This window comes from Haliea sp. (assembly GCF_040222615.1).
Taxonomy (GTDB): domain Bacteria; phylum Pseudomonadota; class Gammaproteobacteria; order Pseudomonadales; family Halieaceae; genus Haliea.
Map to the genome: position 1 here is coordinate 1 of NZ_JAVKCQ010000217.1, position 24,841 is coordinate 24,841.

Annotated in this window: 26 protein-coding genes; 17 read left to right on the forward strand and 9 right to left on the reverse strand. The window is 63.2% G+C overall.

All coding sequences use genetic code 11. The annotated features are described in order from the left end of the window. Both hemF and aroE read left to right on the forward strand, forming a co-directional pair. Positions 1 to 841, forward strand: an 841-nt coding sequence (gene hemF, locus RJQ10_RS17195) for an oxygen-dependent coproporphyrinogen oxidase (protein WP_350148610.1), incomplete at its 5' end; no start/stop codon positions are given. 42 nt (positions 842 to 883) lie between these two features. Next, positions 884 to 1,720: a shikimate dehydrogenase gene (gene aroE / locus RJQ10_RS17200; RefSeq protein WP_350148611.1), complete on the forward strand. Its 837-nt coding sequence runs from the start codon at positions 884 to 886 to the stop codon at positions 1,718 to 1,720. On the opposite strand, the gene RJQ10_RS17205 is transcribed toward aroE, so the two are convergent. Next, positions 1,717 to 2,277 carry a gamma carbonic anhydrase family protein gene (locus tag RJQ10_RS17205; RefSeq protein ID WP_350148612.1) on the reverse strand — a complete coding sequence of 187 codons (561 nt, stop codon included), beginning with the start codon at positions 2,275 to 2,277 and terminating at the stop codon, positions 1,717 to 1,719. The two genes, aroE and RJQ10_RS17205, sit on opposite strands and share 4 nt — an antisense overlap. Before the next feature lie 61 nt (positions 2,278 to 2,338). Between RJQ10_RS17205 and RJQ10_RS17210 the strand changes: the two genes are divergently transcribed. Further along, positions 2,339 to 2,617: a YheV family putative zinc ribbon protein gene (locus RJQ10_RS17210; RefSeq protein WP_350148613.1), complete on the forward strand. Its 279-nt coding sequence runs from the start codon at positions 2,339 to 2,341 to the stop codon at positions 2,615 to 2,617. On the opposite strand, the gene RJQ10_RS17215 is transcribed toward RJQ10_RS17210, so the two are convergent. Together RJQ10_RS17215 and RJQ10_RS17220 are read right to left on the reverse strand one after the other, a co-directional pair. Beyond that, positions 2,601 to 3,827 (reverse strand): cytochrome P450, encoded by a 1,227-nt coding sequence (locus tag RJQ10_RS17215; RefSeq protein ID WP_350148614.1) that lies wholly within the window; start codon positions 3,825 to 3,827, stop codon positions 2,601 to 2,603. The genes RJQ10_RS17210 and RJQ10_RS17215 overlap by 17 nt on opposite strands. Before the next feature lie 76 nt (positions 3,828 to 3,903). Beyond that, positions 3,904 to 5,175 carry an MATE family efflux transporter gene (locus tag RJQ10_RS17220; protein ID WP_350148615.1) on the reverse strand — a complete coding sequence of 424 codons (1,272 nt, stop codon included), beginning with the start codon at positions 5,173 to 5,175 and terminating at the stop codon, positions 3,904 to 3,906. 376 nt (positions 5,176 to 5,551) lie between these two features. Between RJQ10_RS17220 and coxB the strand changes: the two genes are divergently transcribed. From coxB to RJQ10_RS17240, 4 genes are read left to right on the forward strand one after another with little or no spacing between them, the layout of a single operon-like run. Then, complete coding sequence (gene coxB / locus RJQ10_RS17225; RefSeq protein WP_350148616.1) at positions 5,552 to 6,706, forward strand: cytochrome c oxidase subunit II; 1,155 nt, start codon at positions 5,552 to 5,554, stop codon at positions 6,704 to 6,706. 15 nt (positions 6,707 to 6,721) lie between these two features. After that, positions 6,722 to 8,284, forward strand: a complete 1,563-nt coding sequence (gene ctaD / locus RJQ10_RS17230) for a cytochrome c oxidase subunit I (RefSeq protein ID WP_350148617.1) — start codon at positions 6,722 to 6,724, stop codon at positions 8,282 to 8,284. Between the two features lie 10 nt (positions 8,285 to 8,294). Beyond that, the gene (locus tag RJQ10_RS17235; RefSeq protein WP_350148618.1) at positions 8,295 to 8,855 is read left to right on the forward strand and encodes a cytochrome c oxidase assembly protein; all 561 of its coding nucleotides are present in this window, start codon (positions 8,295 to 8,297) and stop codon (positions 8,853 to 8,855) included. Between the two features lie 43 nt (positions 8,856 to 8,898). Then, positions 8,899 to 9,870, forward strand: a complete 972-nt coding sequence (locus tag RJQ10_RS17240) for a cytochrome c oxidase subunit 3 (RefSeq protein WP_350148619.1) — start codon at positions 8,899 to 8,901, stop codon at positions 9,868 to 9,870. Between the two features lie 5 nt (positions 9,871 to 9,875). Here RJQ10_RS17240 and RJQ10_RS17245 read toward each other — a convergent pair whose 3' ends face one another. Further along, positions 9,876 to 10,133, reverse strand: coding sequence for a DUF2909 domain-containing protein (locus RJQ10_RS17245; RefSeq protein ID WP_350148620.1), 258 nt, complete (start codon positions 10,131 to 10,133; stop codon positions 9,876 to 9,878). Between the two features lie 92 nt (positions 10,134 to 10,225). Here RJQ10_RS17245 and RJQ10_RS17250 point away from each other — a divergent pair, with 92 nt between their 5' ends. From RJQ10_RS17250 to polA, 5 genes are read left to right on the forward strand one after another with little or no spacing between them, the layout of a single operon-like run. Next, a complete protein-coding gene (locus RJQ10_RS17250; protein ID WP_350148621.1) occupies positions 10,226 to 10,981 on the forward strand; it encodes an SURF1 family protein in 756 nt (251 codons plus the stop codon). A gap of 3 nt (positions 10,982 to 10,984) precedes the next feature. Further along, positions 10,985 to 11,647 (forward strand): redox-active disulfide-containing membrane protein, encoded by a 663-nt coding sequence (locus RJQ10_RS17255; protein WP_350148622.1) that lies wholly within the window; start codon positions 10,985 to 10,987, stop codon positions 11,645 to 11,647. Continuing rightward, positions 11,648 to 12,556 carry a heme o synthase gene (cyoE, locus tag RJQ10_RS17260; protein WP_350148623.1) on the forward strand — a complete coding sequence of 303 codons (909 nt, stop codon included), beginning with the start codon at positions 11,648 to 11,650 and terminating at the stop codon, positions 12,554 to 12,556. It abuts the gene before it with no gap. Between the two features lie 13 nt (positions 12,557 to 12,569). Beyond that, on the forward strand, positions 12,570 to 13,232 hold the full coding sequence (locus tag RJQ10_RS17265; RefSeq protein ID WP_350148624.1) for an SCO family protein: 663 nt from the start codon (positions 12,570 to 12,572) through the stop codon (positions 13,230 to 13,232). Positions 13,233 to 13,252: 20 nt separating this feature from the next. Further along, positions 13,253 to 15,976 carry a DNA polymerase I gene (polA, locus tag RJQ10_RS17270; RefSeq protein WP_350148625.1) on the forward strand — a complete coding sequence of 908 codons (2,724 nt, stop codon included), beginning with the start codon at positions 13,253 to 13,255 and terminating at the stop codon, positions 15,974 to 15,976. Between the two features lie 156 nt (positions 15,977 to 16,132). Here the strand turns inward: polA and yihA are convergent, their stop codons facing one another. Further along, a complete protein-coding gene (gene yihA, locus RJQ10_RS17275) occupies positions 16,133 to 16,798 on the reverse strand; it encodes a ribosome biogenesis GTP-binding protein YihA/YsxC (protein ID WP_350148626.1) in 666 nt (221 codons plus the stop codon). Between the two features lie 113 nt (positions 16,799 to 16,911). Here yihA and RJQ10_RS17280 point away from each other — a divergent pair, with 113 nt between their 5' ends. The 4 genes from RJQ10_RS17280 (at position 16,912) to RJQ10_RS17295 (ending at position 19,890) form a co-directional block, all read left to right on the forward strand. Further along, positions 16,912 to 17,205: a c-type cytochrome gene (locus tag RJQ10_RS17280; protein ID WP_350148627.1), complete on the forward strand. Its 294-nt coding sequence runs from the start codon at positions 16,912 to 16,914 to the stop codon at positions 17,203 to 17,205. Between the two features lie 35 nt (positions 17,206 to 17,240). Next, positions 17,241 to 17,876, forward strand: coding sequence for a c-type cytochrome (locus RJQ10_RS17285; protein WP_350148628.1), 636 nt, complete (start codon positions 17,241 to 17,243; stop codon positions 17,874 to 17,876). A gap of 111 nt (positions 17,877 to 17,987) precedes the next feature. Next, a complete protein-coding gene (locus tag RJQ10_RS17290; RefSeq protein WP_350148629.1) occupies positions 17,988 to 18,641 on the forward strand; it encodes a thiol:disulfide interchange protein DsbA/DsbL in 654 nt (217 codons plus the stop codon). A 58-nt stretch (positions 18,642 to 18,699) separates the two neighbouring features. Next, positions 18,700 to 19,890, forward strand: coding sequence for a GGDEF domain-containing protein (locus RJQ10_RS17295; RefSeq protein ID WP_350148630.1), 1,191 nt, complete (start codon positions 18,700 to 18,702; stop codon positions 19,888 to 19,890). 9 nt (positions 19,891 to 19,899) lie between these two features. Here the strand turns inward: RJQ10_RS17295 and RJQ10_RS17300 are convergent, their stop codons facing one another. Next, positions 19,900 to 20,520 carry an NADPH-dependent FMN reductase gene (locus RJQ10_RS17300; protein WP_350148631.1) on the reverse strand — a complete coding sequence of 207 codons (621 nt, stop codon included), beginning with the start codon at positions 20,518 to 20,520 and terminating at the stop codon, positions 19,900 to 19,902. A gap of 21 nt (positions 20,521 to 20,541) precedes the next feature. Further along, positions 20,542 to 21,549, reverse strand: a complete 1,008-nt coding sequence (locus tag RJQ10_RS17305) for a cysteine synthase A (protein WP_350148632.1) — start codon at positions 21,547 to 21,549, stop codon at positions 20,542 to 20,544. Between the two features lie 163 nt (positions 21,550 to 21,712). Between RJQ10_RS17305 and RJQ10_RS17310 the strand changes: the two genes are divergently transcribed. Next, positions 21,713 to 22,762, forward strand: a complete 1,050-nt coding sequence (locus RJQ10_RS17310; protein WP_350148633.1) for a GGDEF domain-containing protein — start codon at positions 21,713 to 21,715, stop codon at positions 22,760 to 22,762. Here RJQ10_RS17310 and RJQ10_RS17315 read toward each other — a convergent pair. Next, on the reverse strand, positions 22,746 to 23,948 hold the full coding sequence (locus RJQ10_RS17315; protein WP_350148634.1) for a multidrug effflux MFS transporter: 1,203 nt from the start codon (positions 23,946 to 23,948) through the stop codon (positions 22,746 to 22,748). The two genes, RJQ10_RS17310 and RJQ10_RS17315, sit on opposite strands and share 17 nt — an antisense overlap. 66 nt (positions 23,949 to 24,014) lie before the next feature. Then, entirely contained in the window at positions 24,015 to 24,797 is a 783-nt protein-coding gene (locus RJQ10_RS17320; protein ID WP_350148635.1) for an SDR family NAD(P)-dependent oxidoreductase, read from the reverse strand. Positions 24,798 to 24,841: the final 44 nt, after the last annotated feature.

Consider the following 24,841-nt stretch of genomic DNA (forward strand, 5'->3'; position numbering starts at 1 on the left):
GGACGGCAGCGCCGGCTTTATCGTTGAGGACTGGCAGCGGCCGGAGGGTGGTGGCGGCCGCAGCCGGGTGCTGGCGGGCGGGGCCGTGTTCGAGAAAGCGGGGGTGAACTTTTCCCACGTCATGGGGGACAGCCTGCCGCCCTCGGCAACCGCGGCCCGTCCCGAGCTGGCCGGACGCAGCTACCAGGCCATGGGTGTGTCCCTGGTCATTCACCCGGAAAATCCCTACATCCCCACCTCCCATGCCAACGTGCGCATGTTCGTCGCGGAGCGCGAGGGCTCCGAGCCGGTCTGGTGGTTTGGCGGCGGCTATGACCTTACTCCCTATTACGGCAATCGCGAGGACTGTCGCCACTGGCACCAGGTTGCGGCGGAGGCCTGCGCACCCTTCGGTGACGATATCTATCCCCGCTATAAGCAGTGGTGCGACGAATACTTCTACCTGAAGCATCGCGCCGAACCCCGGGGCGTCGGCGGCCTGTTTTACGACGACCTCAACGCAGGCGGTTTCGAGCGCTGTTTCGCTTTCATGCAGGCGGTTGGCAATTCCTACCTGCCGGCCTACCTGCCCATTGTCCAGCGCCGCAAGCACCAGCCCTTTGGCGAACGCGAGCGCCAGTTCCAGCTCTACCGGCGCGGGCGCTATGTGGAATTCAACCTGGTTTTCGATCGGGGTACCCTGTTTGGCCTGCAGTCTGGCGGTCGCACCGAGGCAATCCTGATGTCGCTGCCGCCGCTGGTGCGCTGGGAGTACAACTACCAGCCCGAGCCCGGTTCCGCGGAGAGAGAACTGACGGACTACTACCTCCAGCACAGAGACTGGCTGCAGGTGGAGGCATGATAGCCGGCCGCAAGCGCGGCGGCGGCGCGCGGGAACATCGCCATGACTGAGCAGGACAAGTACGCCGTTTTTGGCAACCCCATCAAGCACAGCAAATCGCCGGCTATCCACGCCGCCTTTGCCGAGCAATGTGGCCAGCGAATCCACTACCGCGCAGTGCGGGTGGAGCTCGGCGACTTCCAGCGCGCCGCGGCCAGTTTTTTTGCCGGCGGTGGCAAGGGTCTCAACATTACTTTGCCGTTCAAGCAGGAAGCTTTCGCCTTCGCCGATACCCTGACCGAACGGGCCCGCCGGGCCGGCGCGGTGAACACCCTTGCGCTCTGTCCGGACGGCAGCATCCTGGGAGACACCACCGACGGTATCGGCCTGGTGCGGGACATGGTGGCGAATCTGGGCTGGCAGCTGCAGGGCCGCCGGATAGGGCTGCTCGGCGCGGGGGGTGCGGTCAGGGGTGTACTGGAGCCGCTGCTCCGGGAGCGCCCCGGGTCCATCGTCATCGCCAATCGTACCGCCGCCCGGGCCGCGGAGCTGGCGGCGGAGTTCAAGGATCTGGGTTCGGTTCAGGGTGGCGGCTATGAGCTGCTGGACGGTATCGAAGTGGACCTGTTGATCAACGCCACCAGCGCCGGTCTGCAGGGGGAATTGCCGCCGCTGCCCGACACTCTGCTGACCGTCCGCAGTTGCTGCTACGACATGTTGTATGGTCCTGAACCCACGCTGTTCATGCGCTGGGCCGCCCAGAATGCCGCCTGGGCGGTGGCGGACGGCCTGGGCATGCTGGTCGAGCAGGCCGCCGAATCGTTCTACCGCTGGCGCCAGGTGCGCCCCGCGACGCAGCCGGTCATCAACCGGATGCGCAATCTGCTGGCGGCGGCCTAAGCCGGCTCCAGCTCCGCCAGATGGCGGTCCTTCAGGCGCACGTAATTGTCTGCACTGTAGCTGAAGTAGTCGCGCTCCGCCGCCGTCAGTGGCCGCACCTCACGGGCCGGGCTGCCGGCGTACAGATAGCCCCTGCGCAGCGTCTTGCCGGGGGTGACCAGGGCACAGGCCCCGACGACGACCTCGTCTTCCACTATCGCACCGTCCATGATCGTCGCACCCATGCCAATCAGTACCCGGTTGCCGATGGTGCAGCCGTGCAGGGTGGCGTTGTGGCCGATGGTCACCTCGGCGCCGACCAGCAGCGGCCAGCCCTCCGGGTTGTAGGGACCGGCGTGGGTGATGTGGAGCACGCTGCCGTCCTGCACACTGGTGCGGGCACCGATGCGGATCCGGTGCATATCCCCGCGGATCACGGCCTGCGGCCACACCGAGGCATCGTCCCCCAGTTCGACATCTCCCAGCACCACGGCGCTGGGGTCCACCAGTACGCGCTGCCCCAGTGCCGGGCTGATGCCGGCAAAGCTGCGGACGCTGGTTGCGGTGTAATGCTGCATACGGAGCTCCCTTTCTGATCCTGCTACAATAGCGATCCCTATCCCCGCTGGCCAGTAGCCGATGATCCCGGAAGACAAGACGCCGATAGCTCCCCCAAGCAGACGCTTTATTGCCGGTGCCGTTTGCCCGCGCTGCAGCGCCATGGATACCATCGTGGTGGACCGCGATACTGATCTGCGCGAGTGTGTGGCCTGCGGTTTCAGCGATCCCCGGCCGAAGGACAAGGCGCCGGCCCCGGCGGAGCCCGGCACCCGGGTAAGCCGCGCGGCGGCCCGCCGGGTGGAGACAGCCGCTGAAGCCGTGCGTATCCTGGAGCCGGCGCCTAAGCGCGGGAAGTAAACGCCACGGGCATGCGCTTGAAACCATCCATGAAATTCGAGCGGAAATGGGTGGGGGTCTCCAGCAGGCGGAGGTGATCCATGCGGGCGAGGATTTCCCGCGTCATCATTTCCAGGTTCAGGCGCGCCTGGTGCTGGCCGGGGCAGACATGCACCCCGAAGCCAAAGGTGCGCATCTGGCGCCGGGTCAGCGCCGGATCGCGGGTGATATCGAAGTTGTCGGGGTCCTCGAAGCAGGCCGGGTCGCGGTTTACCGAGGCCAGCAGGCAAACCACCTTGCTCCCCTGCGTGATCTGCTCCCCGGCGAGCTCGACGTCGCGCATCGCGGTGCGACGGGTGTAGACGACGGTATTGCGATAACGCAGGATCTCCTCGACCGCGGCGGGCACGAGTTCCGGGTTGGCCTGCAGCAGCGCCAGTTGCGAGGGGTGGTTAATCAGTTCGTAGAAGAGCCAGGACAGGGTGTTGCGGGTGGTTTCCGTGCCGCCAATCATCAGCCCCTGAAAGACCACCCCGTATTCCTCGTCGCTGAGTCTGCGTCCGTCGATTTCCGCATTGAGCAGTTCGTTGGTCATGTCGTCCGCCGGCTGCAGGCGCCGCTTGTTGGCAAACCCCGCCGCCCAGCCCACCATCTGCGCCGATGCCGCCCAGCCCTCCTCGCGGCTGCCCGCATAGTCGGGGTCGTTGGCCAGGGTCACGGTGTTGATCGTTGGCACCAGATAGGCGTAGTCCTGTTCGGGCACCCCGAGCAGGGTGAACATCACATGCACCGGCAGGTGCATGGCGATATCGCCGACGAATTCGCACTCGCCGCGGCCGATAATGTTGTCGATGATGGCTGTCACCTTGGCCTGCATCATGGCGCGGCGCGCTTCCAGAACCGCCGGGCGAAACGCGTAATCCACCAGGGCGCGCCGGGAGCGGTGCTCGGGCGGGTCGAGGAAGGTCATGGCCTGGCGCTGCAGGGCCAGCAGATCCTCCGGGAAATCCTCCAGCAGGGGGCCGTAGCTGCTGGAAAAGGTAGCGGGATCGCGCAGGACCGCATCGATATCCGGTTTGTGCAGCACCAGCCAGTGGCCGCCCGCGGCGTGGTCATCGGCCTGCCAGACAATGCGGTGCTGCTCGCGCAGCTGCGCGATAGCCTGGCGCGGCGTCCCGTGGGCGAAATTGTCCAGATGCAGCAGGCGGTCGCGGAAGGGGCAAGTGGTCATGATGCCGGTTCGTCTCTTGTATGACGCATGGAGCCAACGAGACTAGCAGATTCCCGCCGATTCCGGCAGCGGGCTGTCAGCGCTTGCCAAACCAGCCGCCGCTGCGGGACAGGCGCCGGTAGCAGAGGTACAGCGACACCCCCCTGGCCCCATTGAACAGGGTGAAAGCCAGCCACAGGCCGTGGTTGCCCCAGGGCTGGCTCAGGTACCAGACCGGCAGGTAGACCAGCAGCGCACTGGCGAGCATGGTGGTCATCATGTCGCGGGTCTCGGTGGTGCCGATGAACACCCCGTCAAGCAGGTAGGTGGGTGCCGCAACCAGGGGCAACAGCACCAGCCACAGGCGGTGGCTGTGAAGGATCTCCTGCACCTCCGGCAGGCTGGTGAGGAGCGCAAACAGGGGCTGCTGCAGGACCAGGAAGGCGATGCTCAACAGCACCGCGCCGACACCGCACCAGAAACCACAGCGCCTTACCGCGTGGTAGAAGCCCTCCCTGTCCCCGGCCCCGGCGCGGCCGCCGGCAAGGCTTTCCACGGCATAGGCAAAGCCATCCAGGCCGTAGGCGGTGAGCAGCAGCAGCTGCATCAGCAGGGCATTGGCCGCCAACGTCGGACCACCCAGCTTTTCGCCCATGGCGGTGAAGAAGGCAAAGGCGGCGAGCAGGGTCACGGTGCGTACAAACAGGTGGCTGTTGCTGCGTAGCAGGGCCGTGTAGTGCCGCCACTGCCACAGCAGCGCCGGGTTGAATGCCCCGGGCCGGGGACTCAGCCGGCGCCGCAGCCCGTAGAGCGCCAGCCCGCAGCCGCAGTATTCGGCCAGGACGGTCGCCATGGCGGCGCCGTCGCTGTTGAGGCCGAGACCGACAACCAGCACCACATCCAGCAGGATATTGACCAGGTTGGTAGCGATCAGGATCAGCATAGGCCAGCGGGTGTTACCGTGGCCGATGAACCAGCCCACTATTGCGTAGGTGGCCAGGACCGCGGGGGCACTGGCGATGCGGATGCCGGCGTAGCTTTCCGCCAGCGGCAGCAGCCCGGAATCGGGGGCCATCAGCGTGAGCCCGAGCCCCAGCCACAGGGGGTGCAGCAGCATCACGGCCAGCGCCAGGGCCAGCGCAAGCACCACGGCCCTGTACAGTTCCAGGTTGGCATGCGCCGGGTCGCCCGCCCCGAGTGCCCGCGCCACGCGACCGGTGGTGCCCATGCGCAGGAAACTGAACCCCCAGTACAGGAACGACAGCAGCGCACTGCCTATGGCGACCGCGCCGAGATAACGGCTGTCGTCGAGGTGGCCGAGAATGCCGGCATCCACCAGGCCCAGCAGGGGAATGGAAATATTGGACAAAATTGCCGGCCAGGCGATTCCCCATATTTTGTGGTCGAGTTGGCTGTGGCGGCCCATATGTTGCGCTCTGTTGTGGTATTGGCCGGACGCCGGGCGGGTTCGGCCAAACCCTCACTAAATCAGCATCTTAGTATTTTTTAGCGGCAAGTTTCGCTATAATCCCCGCGCCCCGAACTGCAGCATTTTGTCGCACCCGGGGTGAAACGGCTGAAACGAGCAAAAGCCTCTTTATTCTCCCTTCCCCAGATGAAGGGCCGCGGCCCGGGTTGCTCATGCCCGTGAACGCGCGGATGTCGCGGACCAATGTGCGGTGTTAAATAGCGGTGGTGCAGTCTCGGTTGGGGGGAAGTTTGTGATTACGAGGGAGACACGGGAAATGTTGTTGAAAGCGAACAGGCTGGTCAAGCTGGCGCTTGGTTCTGTGCTGACGTTGCTGGGTCTGGCGAGTGCCGCTGTCCTGGCTGCGGAGAGCAAGGTGAACCAGGTGAACATGTCGCCGGGGGCCACGGAAGTCGGCCAAAACATCTATGACCTGCACATGCTGATCTTCTGGATCTGCGTCATTATCGGCGCGATGGTGTTCGGGGTGATGTTCTACTCCATCTACTACCACCGTAAATCCCGCGGTGTCACGCCGGCAACGTTCCACGAAAGCACCAAGGTGGAAATCGCCTGGACCGTTGTGCCCTTCCTGATCCTGATTGGCATGGCCGTTCCCGCCACTTCCACCCTGCTCGAGATCTACGATTTCGACGACGCCGAGATGGATATCCTGGTGACTGGCTACCAGTGGAAGTGGAAGTACGAATACCTGAATGAAGACGGCGAAAATGTGGCGTTCTTCAGCAACCTGCGCACCCCGCAGTCGGAAATCTACAACTCCGAAGCCAAGGGCGAGCACTATCTGCTGGAAGTGGACGAGCCGGTCGTCATCCCGGTCGACACCAAAGTGCGCTTTCTGGTCACCGCCAATGATGTGATCCACTCCTGGTGGGTTCCCGAACTCGCGGTGAAGAAGGATGCCATCCCCGGCTTTATCAACGAGACCTGGACCAAGGCCTCTACCGAGGGTATCTACCGCGGCCAGTGCGCAGAGCTTTGCGGCAAGGACCACGGCTTCATGCCGGTGGTGGTGAACGTTGTCAGCAAGGAAGAGTACGCGGGCTGGATGGAAACCAAGAAGGCCGAGGCCGCGGAGATTCGCGAGCTGATGGCCCAGACCTTTACCCTGGACGAGCTGATGACCCGCGGCAAGGCCGTGTACGAGCGCAATTGCCTGGCCTGTCACGGTGCCAACGGCGAGGGCGGTGTCGGCACTGCGATCGCAGGGAGCGCCGTTGCCATGGGCGAAGTCAGCGGTCACCTGGAAATTGGTATCAACGGCGTCCCGGGTTCTGCCATGCAGGCCTTTGGCGGTCAGATCAACGATGTGGAAATGGCGGCGGTGATCACCTATCAGCGCAACGCCTTTGGCAACAACATGGGCGATATGATCCAGCCCATTGATGTCTACAACCACAAACGGGGCTAATTGGAGGAATTAACGATGGGCGCTCATCACCACGGTCCCGCCAAGGGCCTCAGCCGGTGGCTGTTTACCACCAACCACAAAGACATCGGAACCATGTACCTGTGGTTCTCCTTTGCCATGTTTATCCTGGGTGGCGCGTTCGCCATGATCATTCGTGCCGAGCTGTTCCAGCCCGGCATGCAACTGGTGGAGCCCGCCTTCTTCAACCAGATGACCACCCTGCACGGCCTGGTGATGGTGTTCGGTGCGATCATGCCGTCCTTCGTCGGCCTGGCCAACTGGATGATACCGATGATGATCGGGGCCCCGGACATGGCCCTGCCGCGGATGAACAACTGGAGCTTCTGGATCCTGCCCCCGGCATTCCTGATCCTGGCGTCGACCCTGTTCATGGAAGGCGGTGCGCCCAACTTCGGTTGGACGTTCTACGCGCCGCTGTCCACGACCTATGCGCCGCCGTCGGTCACCTACTTTATCTTCTCCATTCACGTCCTGGGTCTGTCCTCCATCATGGGCTCGATCAACATCATCGCCACGGTGATGAATATGCGCGCGCCCGGCATGACCTACATGAAAATGCCGCTGTTCGTCTGGACCTGGCTGATCACCGCGTTCCTGCTGGTGGCGGTCATGCCGGTGCTGGCCGGCGCCGTGACCATGATGCTGATGGATATCCACTTCGGCACCAGCTTCTTCTCCGCCGCGGGCGGCGGTGACCCGGTACTGTTCCAGCATATTTTCTGGTTTTTCGGTCACCCCGAGGTCTATATCATTATCCTGCCGGCCTTCGGCGTGGTTTCGCAGATTATCCCGGCGTTCTCCCGCAAGCCGCTGTTCGGCTACGACTCCATGGTCTACGCCACGGCTTCCATCGCCTTCCTGTCCTTTGTTGTGTGGGCGCACCACATGTATACGGTGGGTATGCCGGTTGCCGGTGAGTTGTTCTTCATGTACGCAACCATGCTGATCGCCGTGCCGACCGGGGTTAAGGTGTTCAACTGGGTCACCACCATGTGGCGCGGAGCCATGACCTTCGAGACCCCGATGCTGTTCTGCATGGGCTTCCTGGTCCTGTTCACCATCGGCGGTTTCACCGGGCTGATGCTGTCCATTGCCCCGGCCGACTTCCAGTATCATGACAGCTACTTTGTGGTCGCCCACTTCCACTACGTGATGGTCGCGGGTGCGGTATTCTCCATGAGCGCCGCCGTGTACTACTGGCTGCCGAAGTGGTGTGGCCGCATGTACAACGAGACCATGGGCAAGACCCACTTCTGGATCTCGTTCATCGGCTTCAACATCACCTTCTTCCCGCAGCATTTCGTGGGTCTTGCGGGCATGCCGCGCCGCATCCCCGACTACGCGCTGCAGTTTGCCGACTTCAACATGCTGTCCAGTATCGGCGCCTTTATTTATGGTGCCTCGCAGATTCTGTTCCTGTACAACGTGATCGCCACGATTGTGGCCGGCAAACCCACCAGTGATGAAAAGACCTGGGACGGTGCCGAGGGCCTGGAGTGGACGGTTGCCACGCCGGCGCCCTACCACACCTTTGAGACACCACCGCAGGTCAAGTGAGGGCAGTCTTGTGTTGAGAGTCAGCAGCAATCCCGTCGTGGACACTGTCGTCAAACTGGTGACGACAGCCGTCGCCATGTTTGCCTTCGTGTTTGTGGTCATGGTGCCGCTGTACGATGTGCTGTGTGATGCGCTAGGCATCAACGGCAAGACCAGCGGCCAGGCCTACACCGCTGTGCAGGCCGGTGTCGACGAATCGCGAACAATCACCATCCAGTTTGTCGCAACCAACAACGAGGGCATGCCCTGGGAGTTCGGGCCGACGGTGACCCGCATGCTCGTTCACCCCGGTGCGAGCAACGATACGGTGTTCCACGCCCGCAATCCGCTGCCGCGGCCAATGGTCGCCCAGGCGATTCCCAGCGTGTCCCCGTCCCGCGCGGCGGAGTACTTCCACAAGACCGAGTGCTTCTGCTTTAACCAGCAGCCGCTGGATGGCGAAACCGCCACGGAGATGCCGCTGCAGTTTATCGTCGATCGTGACCTGCCCGCGGATATCAAGACAATCACTTTGTCTTACACGATGTTTGACGTCACAGACATGGTGGGTGGCTCTGTCGCCGCCCGCTGACGCCCGGCCCGGGGGGGCCGAGTGATTTAAACGGAGAAACACCATGACAACCCACAGTTCCACAGAGTACGAGAAGTATTACGTACCGGAAAAGAGCAAGATGGCGGTCTGCGCCACCATCGGCCTGATCATGAGCACGTTCGGCGCCGCCAGTGTCATGAATGACATGACTTTTGGCGACGGTGCGACTACCAGTTCCTGGAGCATCTTCTGGTTTGGCCTGTTTTTCTTTTCGGCCACCCTGTTTGCCTGGTTCCGCACCGCCATCCGGGAAAACATCGCGGGCCTGAACAGCGCGCAGTTGAAGAAGTCCTATGTGCTGGGCATGTTCTGGTTCATCTTCTCCGAAGTCATGTTCTTCTTCGCCTTTTTTGGCGCACTGTTTTACGTCCGCACCCTGGTCGGCCCCTGGCTGGGCGGGGAAGGCGACGGCGGCAGGATGAACTATCTGCTGTGGGAAGGTTTCCAGTACGCCTGGCCAATGGCGCAGACGCCGCAGGAAGCGGTGGGTGGGGTTGCCAACCAGCCCATTGCGAACATGGGCACCTTCCAGAGCTATGAAAAGAGCATGGCGTTCAGCGATGCCGCCGCGTGGTATCTGTGGTTGCCGATGTGGAACACCATTGTGCTGCTGTCATCCAGCGTCACCGTGCACATGGCTCACATGGGCATCCTCGACGGCAACAAACGCAAATTCAATATCTGGCTGGGCATTACCGTGGCCCTGGGCATGTTGTTCGTGGCCCTGCAGATCCTCGAATACTACGAGGCCTACGCCCATTTCGGCCTGACCCTGAACTCGGGGATTTATGGTTCCACCTTCTTCATGTTGACCGGCTTCCACGGCTTCCACGTGATCATGGGTATGACCATGCTGTTGATCCAGTGGCTGCGGTCGGTGAAAGGCGGCCATTTTACGGCCGATGATCACTTTGGCTTCGAGGCGTCCAGCTGGTATTGGCACTTTGTCGATGTGGTATGGGTGTTCCTCTTCCTGTTCGTCTATATCCTGTAGGACGATCAGTCGCCATTTCCCTGCTCCTGGGTTGCCGGCGGACGCGGTCCGCCGTCCCAGGGGTTGCGGTGGCCCAATTGGCCACTGGCTACGCCGTAGACGATCAGGCCTGCGAGCGTGATGGCAAGTCCCAGTCTTACCCCGAGCGAGTGGAATGTCCTGCGCTTGGTCTTGTCGCCCTGGTCGACCATGAGGAAGTAGAACCCGCTTCCCAGGCTGGCTACCAACGCCAGCATCAACACGACGATCGCGATTTTCAACAATGCCCTTCTCCCGTTGCCAAACAACGCAGTATAAACCAGCCGCCTGGCAGACGGGCGCGGCGTACCTGACTTTAACTGAACGGGGCTGAGGCATGGCGGGATTACAGCTGGACTTCGAATGGCGCATCACCCTGGCGACAGCCCTGCTGCTGCCGGCATTGATCGCTCTCGGGTTCTGGCAGCTGGACCGCGCGGAAGAGAAAGCGGAGTTGGAAGCTCGCTGGAAAGCGCGCCAGAACGAAGCGCCGGCGGCGCTCGGCGCCATCGCCGGCAGCGGTGCCGACGAACTGGCCTATCGCCGTGTCTCCCTGCGGGGAGAATTCCTGCCGGGGCGCTATCTGCTGCTCGACAACCGGGTCTACCAGGGTCGCTTTGGCAATGAAGTGATCGGACTGCTGGCACTGGCGGACAGCGACCAGGTTGTGCTGGTGAACCGGGGCTGGGTGGCCAGCGATCCGGCGCGGCAGGTGTTACCGGACGTGGCCGAGCCCGCCGGCCCGGTGACGCTGACCGGCCATATCTATGTTTCCCCGGGCAAGCCCTTTCTGCTCGGGGAGCAGCAGCCCGGCCCGCCCTGGCCGGTGCGGATCCAGGCGCTGGATACCGAAGCTCTCGCGCCGCTGGTTGCGGCGGCCACCGGCGCCACTCTGTACCCTTACCCGGTGCGGATAGACAGCGGCCAGCCGGGGGCATTGACGGTCGCCTGGCAGCTGGTCAATGCCAGCCCCGAAAAGCACCAGGGGTACGCGGTGCAGTGGTTTAGCATGGCGGCCGTCCTGGCCTTTTTCTTCCTGCTGCGCAGTTCCAACCTGTGGCAGCTGTTGACCCGCAAACAACATGAGGCCTGAGCAATGCAACAGCCGGTGACAGCCCCCAACAACGGTCGGATGGTGATGCTGCTGATAGCCGGTATCCCCGTGACCATGGTGCTGGCGGCCACCTGGCTCTGGTGGTTTGTGGTCCGGGGCGACCTCGATATCGTCCAGATACTGGGTACTGCCAACCGCGGCACCCTGCTCGATCCGCCCCGTGCCCTGGCCGCGGCGGAGCTGGCTGCGCCCTCCGGCGCGCCCCTGCCCTGGAGCAATACCGATCACCAGTGGACGCTGCTGGTCACCAACAGTGGTGCGGAGTGCATGGAGGCCTGCGAATACAAACTGTACCTGACCCGGCAGATACACATGGCGCTGGGCAAGGAGTTCCCGCGTGTGCGGCGGATGCTGGTGACCGATCGGGCGCCGGCAGACACGTCCCTGGCGGTGGCTGACCTCAGCGATGGCAAGCCCGCGCTCCCCGACTTCGAACAGTTCCTGGCGAACGAACACGGTGGTCTCTCGGTGCTGCGGCTGGACGCCTCGGCCTGGCCGGTCCTGTTCCCGGAAACCAGGGCGGCGGGGCGGGTCTGGTACTTGGTGGATCCCGCCGGCTGGGTAATGATGGCTTACGATGAGGGCGACAGCTACAAGGATGTCATTTCGGATCTCAAATTCCTGCTCAAGAACTCCGGGGACTAAATGGGCGTTTCGACTGACATGGCAATGACCGGCAAAGCGACCTGGCGGGACTACAAGGAGCTGACCAAGCCCAATGTCGTCCTGCTGATGATCCTCACCTCGGTGATCGGCATGTTCATGGCCGTACCGGGGATGGTGCCGCTGGATGCCCTGATTCTGGGTAATCTGGGGATTGCCCTGTGCGCGGGCGCGGCAGCTGCAGTCAATCACCTGGTCGACCAGCAGGTGGACCAGCGCATGGCCCGTACCCGCCAGCGGCCCGTCGCCCAGGGTCGGGTCGGAACCCTGCAGGCCAGCCTGTTCGCCCTGGTCCTGGGTAGCCTGGGCATGGCTATCCTGCTGATCTGGGTCAATGCGCTGACTGCCTGGCTGACCTTCGCTTCGCTGGTGGGCTACGCCTTCGTCTACACCATGTTTCTGAAGCGTGCGACACCCCAGAACATTGTGATCGGTGGCCTCGCGGGGGCCGCTCCCCCGCTGCTGGGCTGGACGGCGGTTACCGGCGAAATCCACGGCCACGCCCTGCTGCTGGTGTTGATCATCTTTGCCTGGACGCCACCCCACTTCTGGGCCCTGGCGATTCACCGCAAGGACGAGTACGCCGCGGTCGATATTCCCATGCTGCCGGTGACCCACGGCGACGCTTTCACCCGGCTGCACATCCTGCTCTACACCATCATCATGTTCCTGATCACCCTGCTGCCCTTTGTCACCCGGCTCAGCGGGCCCCTGTACCTGCTGGGTGCCGTGGTACTGGGCGGGGGCTTCCTGTACTGGGCCGTGGAACTGATGCGCAACCGTAACCCCGGTGCGCCGATGGAAACCTTCAAGTATTCCATTGTCTATCTGATGGCCCTGTTTGTGATCATGCTGGTGGATCACTACCTTTTTCCGATGACGACGACCTGAGGCACCTGGAACGATGAGCGACAGCAAGACAGCCACCCAGACCCGCGGTATCCGGCTCACGATTATCGGCGTGCTGCTTTTTATCCTGGTGATCGTCGCCGGCTTCGTGAACCGCATTGGCCAGCCGCGGGTGATGTCGGCGTCAGAAATGCAAGCCAATGGCGCCTTTCTGCTGCAAACGCCGAGGGATATCGGTGATTTTGCGCTGATCGACCACCGCGGCCAGCCCTTCGTGCCGGCCAGTCTCGAGGGCCAGTGGTCACTGCTGTTTTTCGGCTTTACCTACTGCCCGGACATTTGCCCCACCACCATGGCGTTTCTCGACCAGTTTGTGCAGCAGCTGGAGGGCACGGAAGCCGAGGATACCCAGGTGATCATGGTGTCGGTGGATCCGGCCCGCGATACCGTGGCACAACTGGCCAGCTACGTGCCGTTCTTCAACCCGGAGTTCATCGGGGTGACCGGGGAGTTCCTCGACATCCACCGCTTTGCCACGGCGCTGAACACCCCGTTCCGCAAGGTGCCCGGCCAGGATGAAAACTACCTGGTGGACCACAGCGCCAACGTGGTGCTGATCAATCCGCGGGGTGACTACCATGCCTTTTTCAAGGCGCCGCTGGATCTGGCGCAGATGAAGGTGACCTATCGTTCGATCCGCGTCCTGTGGGATCGCTAGCCGACAGACAGGAGCCGACCATGGCTGACCACAGCGCGCCGATTGTTCTGGTGGATGGCTCTTCCTACCTGTACCGGGCCTTTCACGCCCTGCCGCCGCTGAACACCTCGACCGGTGAGCCCACCGGGGCGGTCAAGGGCGTGATCAGCATGCTGCGCCGCCTGCGCAAGGACTACCCCGAGAGCCCTGTCGCGGTGGTATTTGATGCCAAGGGCAAGACATTCCGCGATGAGCTGTTCGCGGAGTACAAGGCCCAGCGCCCGCCAATGCCCGACGAGCTGCGGGCCCAGGTCGACCCTATCCACGCTATCGTCCGCGCCATGGGCCTGCCGCTGATCTGCGAGCCGGGTGTGGAGGCGGACGATGTCATCGGCACCCTGGCCAGGGAGGCCAGCCGCCAGGGTCGCCCGGTCGTGATTTCCACCGGCGACAAGGACATGGCGCAGCTGGTGGATGCCAACACCACCCTGGTCAACACCATGACCGACAGCCGCCTCGACGAAGCGGGGGTAGAGGAAAAATTTGGTATTCCGCCAGCGCGGATCATAGATTTTCTCGCCCTGATGGGCGACAAAGTCGACAACATACCGGGAGTTCCCGGCGTTGGTGAGAAGACCGCGCTGGCGCTCCTGCAGGGTCTGGGCGGCCTCGACGAGATCTATGCGGGGCTGGACAGGGTTGCGGAACTGGCGTTCCGCGGCGCCAAGACCATGGCTGCCAAACTGGAAGCGGAGAAGGAGCGGGCCTACCTCTCCTATCAGCTCGCCACCATCAAGACCGATGTGCCACTGGCGGAGACCGTGGCGGACCTGCGCAACGGGGAGCCCGACCCGGAGGTCCTGCGGGAATGGTACACCCGGCTGGAGTTTCGCAGTTGGCTGGAAGAGCTTCTCGATGCCGGTGCGGCGGACGGGGCGGAGCCGCCGACAGCCACCGCCGGCGCCTGGGAGATTGTCACCGTACAGGCGGACCTGGACCGTTGGCTGGCGCGCCTGGGCGAGGCGGAGCTTGTTGCCTTCGACACCGAAACCACCAGCCTCAATTATATGGAGGCGCGGATTGTCGGCGTTTCCTTCGCGGTCGCACCCGGGGAGGCCGCCTATGTCCCGCTCGCCCACGACTACCTCGGTGTGCCGGAGCAGCTGGACCGGGAAGCGGTGCTGGCGCAGCTGCAGCCGCTGCTGGAAGACGAACAGCTCGCCAAGGTCGGCCAGAACCTGAAGTACGATGCCAGCGTGCTCGCCAACCACGGCATCACCCTGCGCGGGATTCGTCACGACACCATGCTGGAATCGTATATCCTCGACTCCACCGCCACGCGCCACGATATGGACAGCCTGGCGCTCAAGTACCTGGGCCACAGGACCATCCATTTCGAGGATATCGCCGGCAAAGGCGCGAAACAGCTGACTTTCAACCAGATCAAGCTGGAGCAAGCCGGGCCCTACGCGGCCGAGGACGCGGATGTGACCCTGCGCCTGCACCAGAGCCTGTGGCCGCGCCTGGAGGCCCTGCCCGGCCCCTGCGCCGTCTACACCGGGATCGAGTTGCCGCTGGTGCCGGTACTGTCGCGGATCGAGCGCACGGGAGCGCTGCTCTCGGTGGAGCTGTTGCGCGAGCAGAGCCGTGAGCTGGGGGAGCGTTTGCAGGAGCTGGAAGCGGAAGCCCACGACCTCGCCGGGCAGGCATTCAACCTGGGTTCCCCCAAGCAGCTCGGCGAAATCCTGTTCGACAAGCTGGAGCTGCCGGTACTGCGCAAGACGCCGACAGGAGCGCCGTCTACCGCCGAGGAAGTGTTGGCGGAGCTGGCCCTCGACTACCCCCTGCCCAAGCTGCTGCTGGAGTACCGCGGCCTCAGCAAGCTGAAGTCCACCTATACCGACAAGCTGCCGGACATGGTCAATCCCGCCACGGGCCGGGTGCACACCTCCTACCACCAGGCGGTGACAGCGACCGGCCGGCTGTCCTCATCCGACCCCAATCTGCAGAACATACCCATCCGTACCGAAGAGGGGCGCCGCATCCGCCAGGCCTTTATTGCCCCCGAGGGCTACCGGATCGTTGCTGCCGATTACTCCCAGATCGAATTGCGCATCATGGCTCACCTGTCAGGCGACGAGGGGCTGTTGCGGGCGTTCCGGGACGGCCTCGACGTTCACCGCGCCACCGCGGCGGAAGTGTTCGGCGTTCCCCTGGAGTCGGTGTCCGGGGACCAGCGCCGCAAGGCCAAGGCAATCAATTTCGGCCTGATTTACGGCATGTCCGCCTTCGGCCTCGCCCGCCAGTTGCACCTTGGCCGCAGCGAGGCCCAGGAGTACATCAATCTCTACTTCGAGCGCTATCCGGGGGTCCAGGAGTACATGGACCGGACCCGGGCCGGGGCCCGGGAACAGGGCTTCGTGGAAACCCTGTTCGGGCGTCGGCTGTACCTGCCGGAAATCAATGCCCGCAACAAGATGCGGGCCCAGGCCGCAGAGCGTACCGCGATCAACGCGCCCATGCAGGGCACCGCCGCGGACATCATCAAGCGGGCCATGCTCAGAGTCGATGACTGGCTGCAGCAGGCCGGTGTGGACGCCCGCACCATCATGCAGGTACACGATGAACTGGTGCTGGAGGTGGCGGCGGATGCGGTGCCCGATGTCTGCGAGACGCTTTGCGAGTTGATGAGCCAGGCGGCGGAACTGGCGGTTCCCCTGCTGGTCGAGGCGGGTGCTGGAAAAAATTGGGATGAAGCGCACTGAGGCACGGAACTTATTGCGCGAGCCCCGGTCATATTGATCGTAGCATGCTGCTACAGTCCCGCAGGTCTCTCTCCATGGACCCTTCGCGGGGCAAGTCTCTTCCCCAGAGACCCAAGCTGTCCCGGTTGCCTGTCCCCCTACGGGCAACCGGGTTTTTTATGCCCCGGTTTCCGGTTCCGCTTCGATCTCGCCCTCACTCGCTTGCCACGGCTCCGTCAACCAGGCATTCAGCACCGCAATCAGTTCCTTGTGGCCGCTGTGTTTCAGGGCCGAAAACAGCTGTACGCTGACCAGCTCGCCGTGCGGTCGCAGCTCCTTCTGCACCTGCAGCAGGGTATTGCGGGCCGGCCCGTTCTTGAGCTTGTCGGCCTTGGTGAGGAGAATATGCACTGGCATGCTGGCGGCGATTGCCCAGGTCAGCATCTGCTGGTCGAAGGCCTGTAGTGGATGGCGTACGTCCATCAGCAGTATGAGTCCCCGCAGGCTCTGTCTTTTTTGCAGGTAATTTTCCAGCTGCCGGGTCCACTCCCGCTTCACCGCCAGTGGCACCTTGGCAAAACCGTAGCCGGGCAGGTCGACCAGACGCTGCTGCTCGCTCACGGTAAAAAAGTTGATCAGCTGGGTTCTCCCGGGCGTCCTGGATGTGCGGGCGAGCTTGGTGTTCCCCGTCAAGCTGTTGATTGCAGAGGACTTTCCCGCATTGGAGCGACCCGCAAAGGCCACCTCCCAGCCGCTGTCCTCTGGACACTGGGACAATTTGCTGGCGCTGGTGAGAAAACCGGCGCTGCGATAATCGGGATTGGCCGGGGCCGTGGTCTGCATCGGGGAGCTTGCCTTTTTTGCGCTGGTTAAGTCGTATATAATGCCACAGCTTTTTTACTGGCCGGGGAAATATCCCTGGCCAGCTCTCTCCCGGCAGTAAGCAGAGGTGTAGCATGAAGAAATTGTTAGCAGTCAGCGCGATGTTGTTTGCGGCGAGTGCCATGGCGCAGCCGCCCATGGACAAGTACAACAAGAGCTGTGCAGTGTGCCACAATGCCGGGGTAGCAGGTGCGCCCAAGACCGGCGATGCCGCGGCCTGGGCACCGAAGCTGGAAAAGGGCATGGATGCGCTGGTCACCTCGGTCAAGAATGGCCTCAACGCCATGCCGCCGAAGGGCATGTGTTTCGATTGTAGCGATGCAGACTACGTGGCCCTGATCAACTACATGTCCTCACCCGCAGAGTAATCTGTCGGATCCAACTATCCATATCTGGAAGTGTCATGAAGAAAGTTCTTGTTCTCTGCGGCGCCCTGCTTGGCTTCGCTCACTCCGCAGGTGCGGCCGTCCCGTTTCTCAAGGGTGACGCCGCCGCGGGGGAGCCGCTGACGACCATGTGTTCTGCGTGCCATGGCGCCGACGGCAACAGCCTGGCCCCGACCTTTCCCAAACTGGCAGGGTTGGGCGAGCGTTACCTGTACAAGCAGTTGCGGGATATACGCGATGGCGCCCGTCCGATCCCGACCATGGCTGGACAGGTGGACAATATGACCGACCAGCAGCTGGCCGATATCGCCGCGTTCTACGCGTCGCAGCAGATCAGCGGCAGCCAGACCGATCCCGAGCTGGTCGCACTGGGGGAAAAGGTCTACCGCGCCGGTGTCGCCGATCGCAAGGTTGCGGCCTGTATCGGTTGCCACTCTCCCAACGGCAAGGGCAACGCGCCGGCGGGCTATCCGGCTCTCGCCGGCCAGCATCCGGAATATATCGCCACCCAGTTGCGGGAATACCGCAAAGGCTACGAGGACCCGGCCGGCCGCACCAATGACGGCGACACCAGGATCATGCGCAGCAACGCCTTTGGTCTCAGCGACATGGAAATCGAAGCTGTTGCCAGCTACGCCGCTGGCCTCAGGTAGTTTATTGGCGCCGTTTCCCCAAGGTGGCCGCAAGGCCACCTTTTTTGTCAGGGGGAGAACACTGCGGCGGAATCATGGTCTGAGTAACAACCTACAACTGTGGAGAGACCCATGTTCAAGCGTTTCCTAGCCCTTGCCCTGGTAGTGCTGGCCCCGCTGGCAGCTATCGCCCAGGAGGAACAAACCTGGGAAGAAGGCACCCATTATGATCTCATTGCCCCGGCCATCCGCACCGCTGATCCGGCCAAGGTCGAGGTGGTGGAGTTCTTCTGGTACGGTTGTGGCCATTGTTACACCTTCGAGCCACTGATCAGCCGCTGGAAAGAAACACTCGGTGAGGATGTCACCTTTGTCGGTTCCCCGGCCGTGTGGAACAAGCCCATGGAATTACATGCGGCGATGTACTATGCCGCCCAGGTGCTGGGTGTGCTCGATTCCATGCACACTGTGATGTTCCAGGCCATGAACGTTGACGGCAAACGCCTTGCTTCCGAGGCCGAGATTCGCAGCCTGTTCACTGCCAACGGCGTCGACGGCGAGGACTTCGACAAGGCGTACGGCTCTTTCGGTGTCAGCAGCCAGGTGCGTCAGGCCAACAGCCGGGCACGGGCGGCGAAGATTACCGGGACGCCGGAAATGATGGTCAATGGCAAATATCGCATCAGCACTCGCAAGGCGGGTAGCCAGGCCAACATGCTGAAAATTGCCGATTTCCTTATCGAACAAGAGCGCGCCGCTCTCACCGCAACGGCCAGCGCGTCCTGAACCGGGCGCGGGACAGCGGTCCCGCCCGTTCCCCTGATCCCCTGAGGCTGCAGCAGCTGTGCTAGCGATCTACTTTTCGCCGATGCTGCTGGGGCTTCTCCTCCTGCTGGCGATCGCCGTGTCGGCAACCGCTCTCTGGTATGTGTCCAGGTCCTACGCTGGCCCGGCCTTCTGGATGGCTGCCGGCTGGGTCCTCATCCTGGGGGTGGTGCTCTTCATCGGTTTCATGGTGACCGGCAACCCGGTGCTCAATGTGCTGGGCAATGCCGGTCAACTGGCCGGGGAGGCACTGTTCCTGCTCGGGATTTTTCGCTTCATGGGGCGGCCACTGCCCCTCTGGATCGTGCCCGCCAGTGTCGGCATCATGGTCGCTTTCAACGTCCATTACTGGATGTTCGATGGCAATTCCGACTTTCTGATGGGCGTGTATTCCACCATCGCCGGGCTCCTGCCACTGCAGGCAATCTGGTTGCTGCTGTGCACTCGCGATGGCCAGACAGCGCGGGCTGCCCAGCTGCTGGTCGGCCTCAGCCTGCTGCTGTACTCCGCCGTCACCCTGCTGCGCGGCTACTACGGCTATCACGACTGGCTGCTAGACCGTCCCTACATTCCGCCACAGCAGTCCTTCAGCTATCTCCTGCCCTACAATTTCGCGTTGCCGGCGCTGGTCATGGGATTTGTCGGCGTCACCCTGATGACGATGCAGCGTATTCTGGCGGTCAGCCGGGACCACGAGGCCCGGGCGCAGCACCTGGCCACCCTGGACGAGCTCACGGGCCTGCTCAACCGCCGGGCCTTTAATGCAATCGCCGACCGCGATCTCGCACACGCCCTGCGCCACCAGCGCTCCCTCTGCCTGGCGATGATCGATCTGGATCATTTCAAGCGCCTCAACGACAGCTACGGGCACAGTTTTGGCGACCAGGTATTGCGGGCGTTTGCCGAGGGCTGCAAGGCGCAGTTGCGATCATCCGATGTGTTGGCAAGGTATGGTGGTGAGGAGTTCGTGTTGTTGTTGCCGGACACGGAACCCGGGGAGGCCCGGATCATGCTGGACCGGGCCAGGTCTGCCGTCGCCGCAACGGATTTCGGGGCGGGCACCACCCCTGTCGCGCTGACCTTCAGTGCCGGCCTGGCGCAGGCCAGGGCGGGAGACCATATCGACAGCCTGCTGGGTCGCGCCGACAAGGCCCTGTACCGGGCCAAGGCGGCCGGCCGCGACCGGGTTGTGCTGTGGCAGCCAGACTGACGGTCCGGGCTACATCCCCGTGCTGTAGACCGCCAGCGATGCCTTGCCGCTGTCCCTTACCTGGCGCAGGGCCAGTCCGTATTCGCGCAACAGCTGCAGGCAGTACAGCGTGCGCTCACTCAGGTACTGCTGCGACTTGGGGTCATTGTCTGCGCTGTCGGCATTGAAGACCGAGCCAACTTTGCGCACGATCAGGTGTTCCGGGAGGAAGCAGAGACGGTTGTTCTTGTACCCGCTCATGCGCAGCTCCGCGACGGGATAGGCGCCACCGACAGAGGCAGAGACCGCCACGATCAGTGCCGGCTTGTGCGCGAGTTCGCCCCCCGCCGTCCACATCAGCAGGAAGTTCTTCAGTCCCGCCGGAACCATGCCGTGCCATTCCGGTGAGATAATGACGAAGGCGTCACAGCTGTGCAGCTCTCGCCCCAGGGGTTCCAGCTTGTCCTGCCATTGGGCATTGTCCTGGTCCCAGACGCCCTCCTCCCACAGCGGCAGCGGATTGCCCCCAAGGTCATAGAACCAGCAGCTGTCACAGAGCGCCTGTTCGGTGAGGACCTGCTCGATATAACGGCCGACCTTGCTGCTCTGGGAGTTCGGTCGGTGGCTGCCACTGATGATGCCAATCTTCATTGTGTTCCTCTTGAGGTGGGGTCAAACGTCGAGCCACGCCGGTACCGGCAGGCCCTTGTTGTGCAGGAATGCGGGGTTGAAAAGCTTGCTCTGGTAGCGGTTGCCATAGTCGCAAAGAATGGTGACGATGGTGTGTCCGGGGCCCATCTGCTCGGCGAGTCTGACGGCGCCGGCGATATTGATACCGGCTGAGCCGCCCAGGCACAATCCCTCGTGCTGGAGCAGGTCGAACAGTACCGGCAGGGCCTCGCTGTCAGTGATAGCGAATGCGCTGTCCACCCGGGCCTCGGCGATGTTTCCCGTCACATGGTTGATGCCAATACCTTCGACAATGGAGCTGCCGCCGGTGGGTGCCAGGTGGCCGTCCTTGAAGTAGTGATACAGCGAGGCTCCCTGCGGGTCAGCCAGACCGATCACGATGTCGCGGCGATGGGCCTTGAGGGCGGCGGATACACCCGCCAGGGTGCCGCCAGTGCCGACTGCGCAGATGAAACCGTCAACCTTGCCCCCGGTCTGGGTCCAGATTTCCTCCCCGGTGGTGTCGCGGTGTATCTCCATGTTGGCGAGGTTGTCGAACTGCCGGGCCCACACCGCGCCCGCGGGTTCGGAGCCGGCGTATTTTTCCGCCAGCCGCTGGGCCGTGTGGATATAGTGCCCGGGTTCGCTGTAGGACGTTGCCGGCACCAGGTGGAGCTCGGCGCCGAGCAGTTCCAGGGTGTCAATCTTCTCCTTGCTCTGGCTGATGGGCATGACCACGGTGCTCTTGTAGCCCAGCGCATTTGCCAGCAGCGTCAGGCCGATACCGGTATTGCCTGCCGTGCCCTCGACGATCCGGCCGCCCGGCCGCAGCTCGCCGCTGGCTTCGGCTGCGCGGATGATGCCGAGCGCGGTGCGGTCCTTGACCGAGCCGCCCGGGTTCAGGAATTCTGCTTTGCCAAGGATGCGGCAGCCTGTGCGCTCCGATACCTCGCGCAGGTAGAGCAGCGGCGTGTTGCCGATTAGTTGGGTGACATCTGCGGCACTGTGCAAGGCTTCGTTCTCCAGGGCAGGGTGGCCGCAGTATGCCACAGGCCGGCCCTGTGGTCAGTTGGCCCCGCGACGGCGCACCCCGTGTTTGCCGCTGCCGGGGAGCTGTGGCATATTCCGGGATCAGCAGCGGTATTGGCAAGGTTCCACCTATGGCTATCAGGGCGTGAGCTCGGAGCAGACGGCACCGGACAACGGCATCGCTGGTCGCATGGCGTTCCCTGCAGGCGGGACCCGTCGCCTCGAGCTGTCGGTGATGAACTACATCGGCGGCGTCTCCGCGCTCATCATCAGTGGTTTCGCCCTGTATCGCTACCAGGACGGCGATCTTCCGGGCGCGGCAACCAATGTAGTCATAGTCTCGATGCTGGCATTCACCCTGATGCTGGGCCGTTCCCGCCGCTTCGCACCCTATGCATTGAGCCTGTTCGGACTGACCATCTCGGCCTCGGCCCTGCTCAGTGCGCTGTTGGTCAGCAGCAACGGCCTGCTCTGGGCTTTTCTCGTTATCTGGATCAACTGCCTGGTGTTGCCGCGCACCCAGGCTGTGGGCCTGAATGGCCTGGTGATCGTGGTCCTCGCGGCACACATGCGGCTCTTTGACTCGCCTCTGGAGCAGGTCAGCTGGGTGACCGTGGCGGTGTTGATGGCGGGGTTCGGCCTGGTCGTTACCGACCAGTTGCGCGAACAGCGCCGTATGCTGGCGGAGCAGGCTACGCAGGATCCGCTCACAGGGGTCGGTAATCGCCGCCTTATGCAACAGCATCTTGAGGCGACCATCGCCGAGCGTCGCCGCAGTGCGGATTTCGAAAGCACGGTCATGGTAATCGACCTGGACCTGTTCAAGCAGATCAACGACAACTACGGGCATGAGGCCGGCGACCAGGTGCTGGAGCGCTTTGCCGCCAGCGTGCGCGCCGCCCTGCGTCTTGAGGATGGGTTGTACCGCATGGGTGGGGAGGAATTTGTAGTGCTGCTGCGGGGGATGTCCGCCGCCACCGCGGCGACCACCTTGCCGGAGCTGCACCGCCGTCTCAGCGGTGGCGTACCAGGCCCCGAAGGCCCCATCCGGTTCTCCGCCGGGGCGGCCATTCTGAAGTCCGGAGAGGACTGGTCGCGGTGGCTGGCGCGGGCTGACAACGCACTCTACGAGGCGAAACAGTGCGGCCGTGACCGCCTGGTTATCGCCGACCTGGAGTTTACTCCGGCGCGGTGAAGCTCTGCTGTCGAACCCTCCACCCCAGCGCCAGCGCCGCCACTGACAGCGCCGCCATGGTGACCAGCATGGGACGGGGCGAGGCGACCAGAAACAGGCTGACCAGCGCTCCCGCAGAGGCGGCGATTGCCATCTGGATGAATCCCAGCAGTGCCGAGGCAGTGCCGGCCATCTGCGGATAGGGCTGCAGGGCGAGGCTCATGGCGTGGGGCAGGGTCAGCCCCAGGCCCGCGGTGTAGAACATCATCGGCAGCATCAGGGCGAGCACACTCTGTGGAAACACGGTGCCGGCAGCGCCCATGCAGACACTTGCACCGGCCGCCAGGGCCGTGCCCAGCAGCAGTACCCGGGGCGATTCCAGGCGGCTCGCCAGGCGGGCGCTGAGCGCGCTGCCGCTGATGTAGCCGGCTACGGTGGAGAGGAAAATGGGCCCGAAATACATCACCGGCACGTTCAACATCTCCAGGTAGACGAAGCCGGATGACGCCAGGTAAACCATCAACCCGGCGTAAACCAGGGAACTCGTGACCACTACCGTCATGAAGGGGCCGCTGCGCAACAAGGTACGGTAATTGTGCATGATCGTCCTCGGATGCAGGCTCTGCGGCGCGGGCAGGGACTCGCCCAGATAGCGCTGCACCAGCAGCAGCATCAGTGCGCCGTAGGTGCCGAGGAAGACAAAAATGCTGGGCCAGGGAAATACCAGCATCAGCGCGCTGCCGAGGCTTGGCGCGACCGCCGGCGCCAGCGCCATCAGCATGGCAATCAGCGACAGGGCTCGTGCCGCCCGTCTGGGGCCATACAGGTCGCGGGTGATTGTCCGCGCCAGGGTGGGCCCGACACAGGCTCCGACACCCTGCAGGAACCGGTAGAGCAATAACTCCTCCACCGTTGTCGCCAGGCTGCAGCCAATGCAGCCGAGCACGAACAGCAGGGTGCCGACCGTAATCACCGGCTTGCGCCCGTAGCGGTCTGCCAGTGGCCCGCACACCAGGTGAAACAGCGCAAATCCGGCCAGGTAAACGCTGAAAGTGAGCTGGATATTGCCAATGCTGGTGTCCAGCGCGGCGCGCATCGCCGGCATCGCCGGCAGGTACATGTCAACGCTAAGCGGTCCGAGCGCAACCAGGGCCGCGAGCAGCAGGAGCAGCCAGCGGGAATCAGCAGTGAGGTGACGGTTGGTCATGGGGCGCAGATGCTATCACGGCTGCCCCGCCCGGCCTATGACAGCCCGGTTGACCCGGGCCCGGGCTCAGTCCTTTTCGAAGTTGAGCACGGTTTTCCACCACAGACGCGGAAACAGGGTGTGCCACAGCATCAACAGGCGGGCCTCGCCGGGGTAGATGATGTCCTTGTCCCTGGCGACGCCCTTCTCAATGGCGTCGACGATTTTTTCCGGATTCGCGAGACGGCCGGATTTTTTCGCTTCGATGATACTCCCGGGGCTGTCGGTGGCGAGTGTCTGGTCGATCAGGGGCGTGTTGACCGCGGGTGGGCATACCAGGTGAATCCGCACCCCGGAATTTCGCAGCTCGTTCTGCAATACTTCCATATAGGTGTTGACCGCGGATTTGGTGGCGCAATAACCGCCCATGTGCGGTACCAGCGCGTGGCCGGCGATAGAGCCAAAGGCGATTATCCGCCCGCTGCGCCGCCGGAGCATCTCCGGGAGTACCGCCTGGACCATATAGGCGGTGCCAAAGTAGTTGATCCGGAACAGGCGCTCCATGCCCGCATGGGTGTGGTCGACCAGCTTGTGGCTGGGCATCAGCGCTGCCGCATGCACCAGCAGGTCTATGGGCCCCAGGGTTTCCTGGACCTGCGCGACTTTCGCCTCCACATCCGCCAGGTCGCCGATGTCACAGCGGATGGGTGTAATGGTGCCGCCGCCGGCGGCCGTTGCCTCAAGGCCCTCCTCGTTGACATCGAAGATGGCTACCCGCGCGCCGTTACCGGCCAGTCGCAGGGCGATGATGCGGCCCATGCCGCTGGCGCCGCCGGTGACCAGCGCTACCTTGTCCTTCATTGCTTGCATGCTGCAGCTCCCCCTGGGTTTGCCGGGATAATGCCTTCACCCGC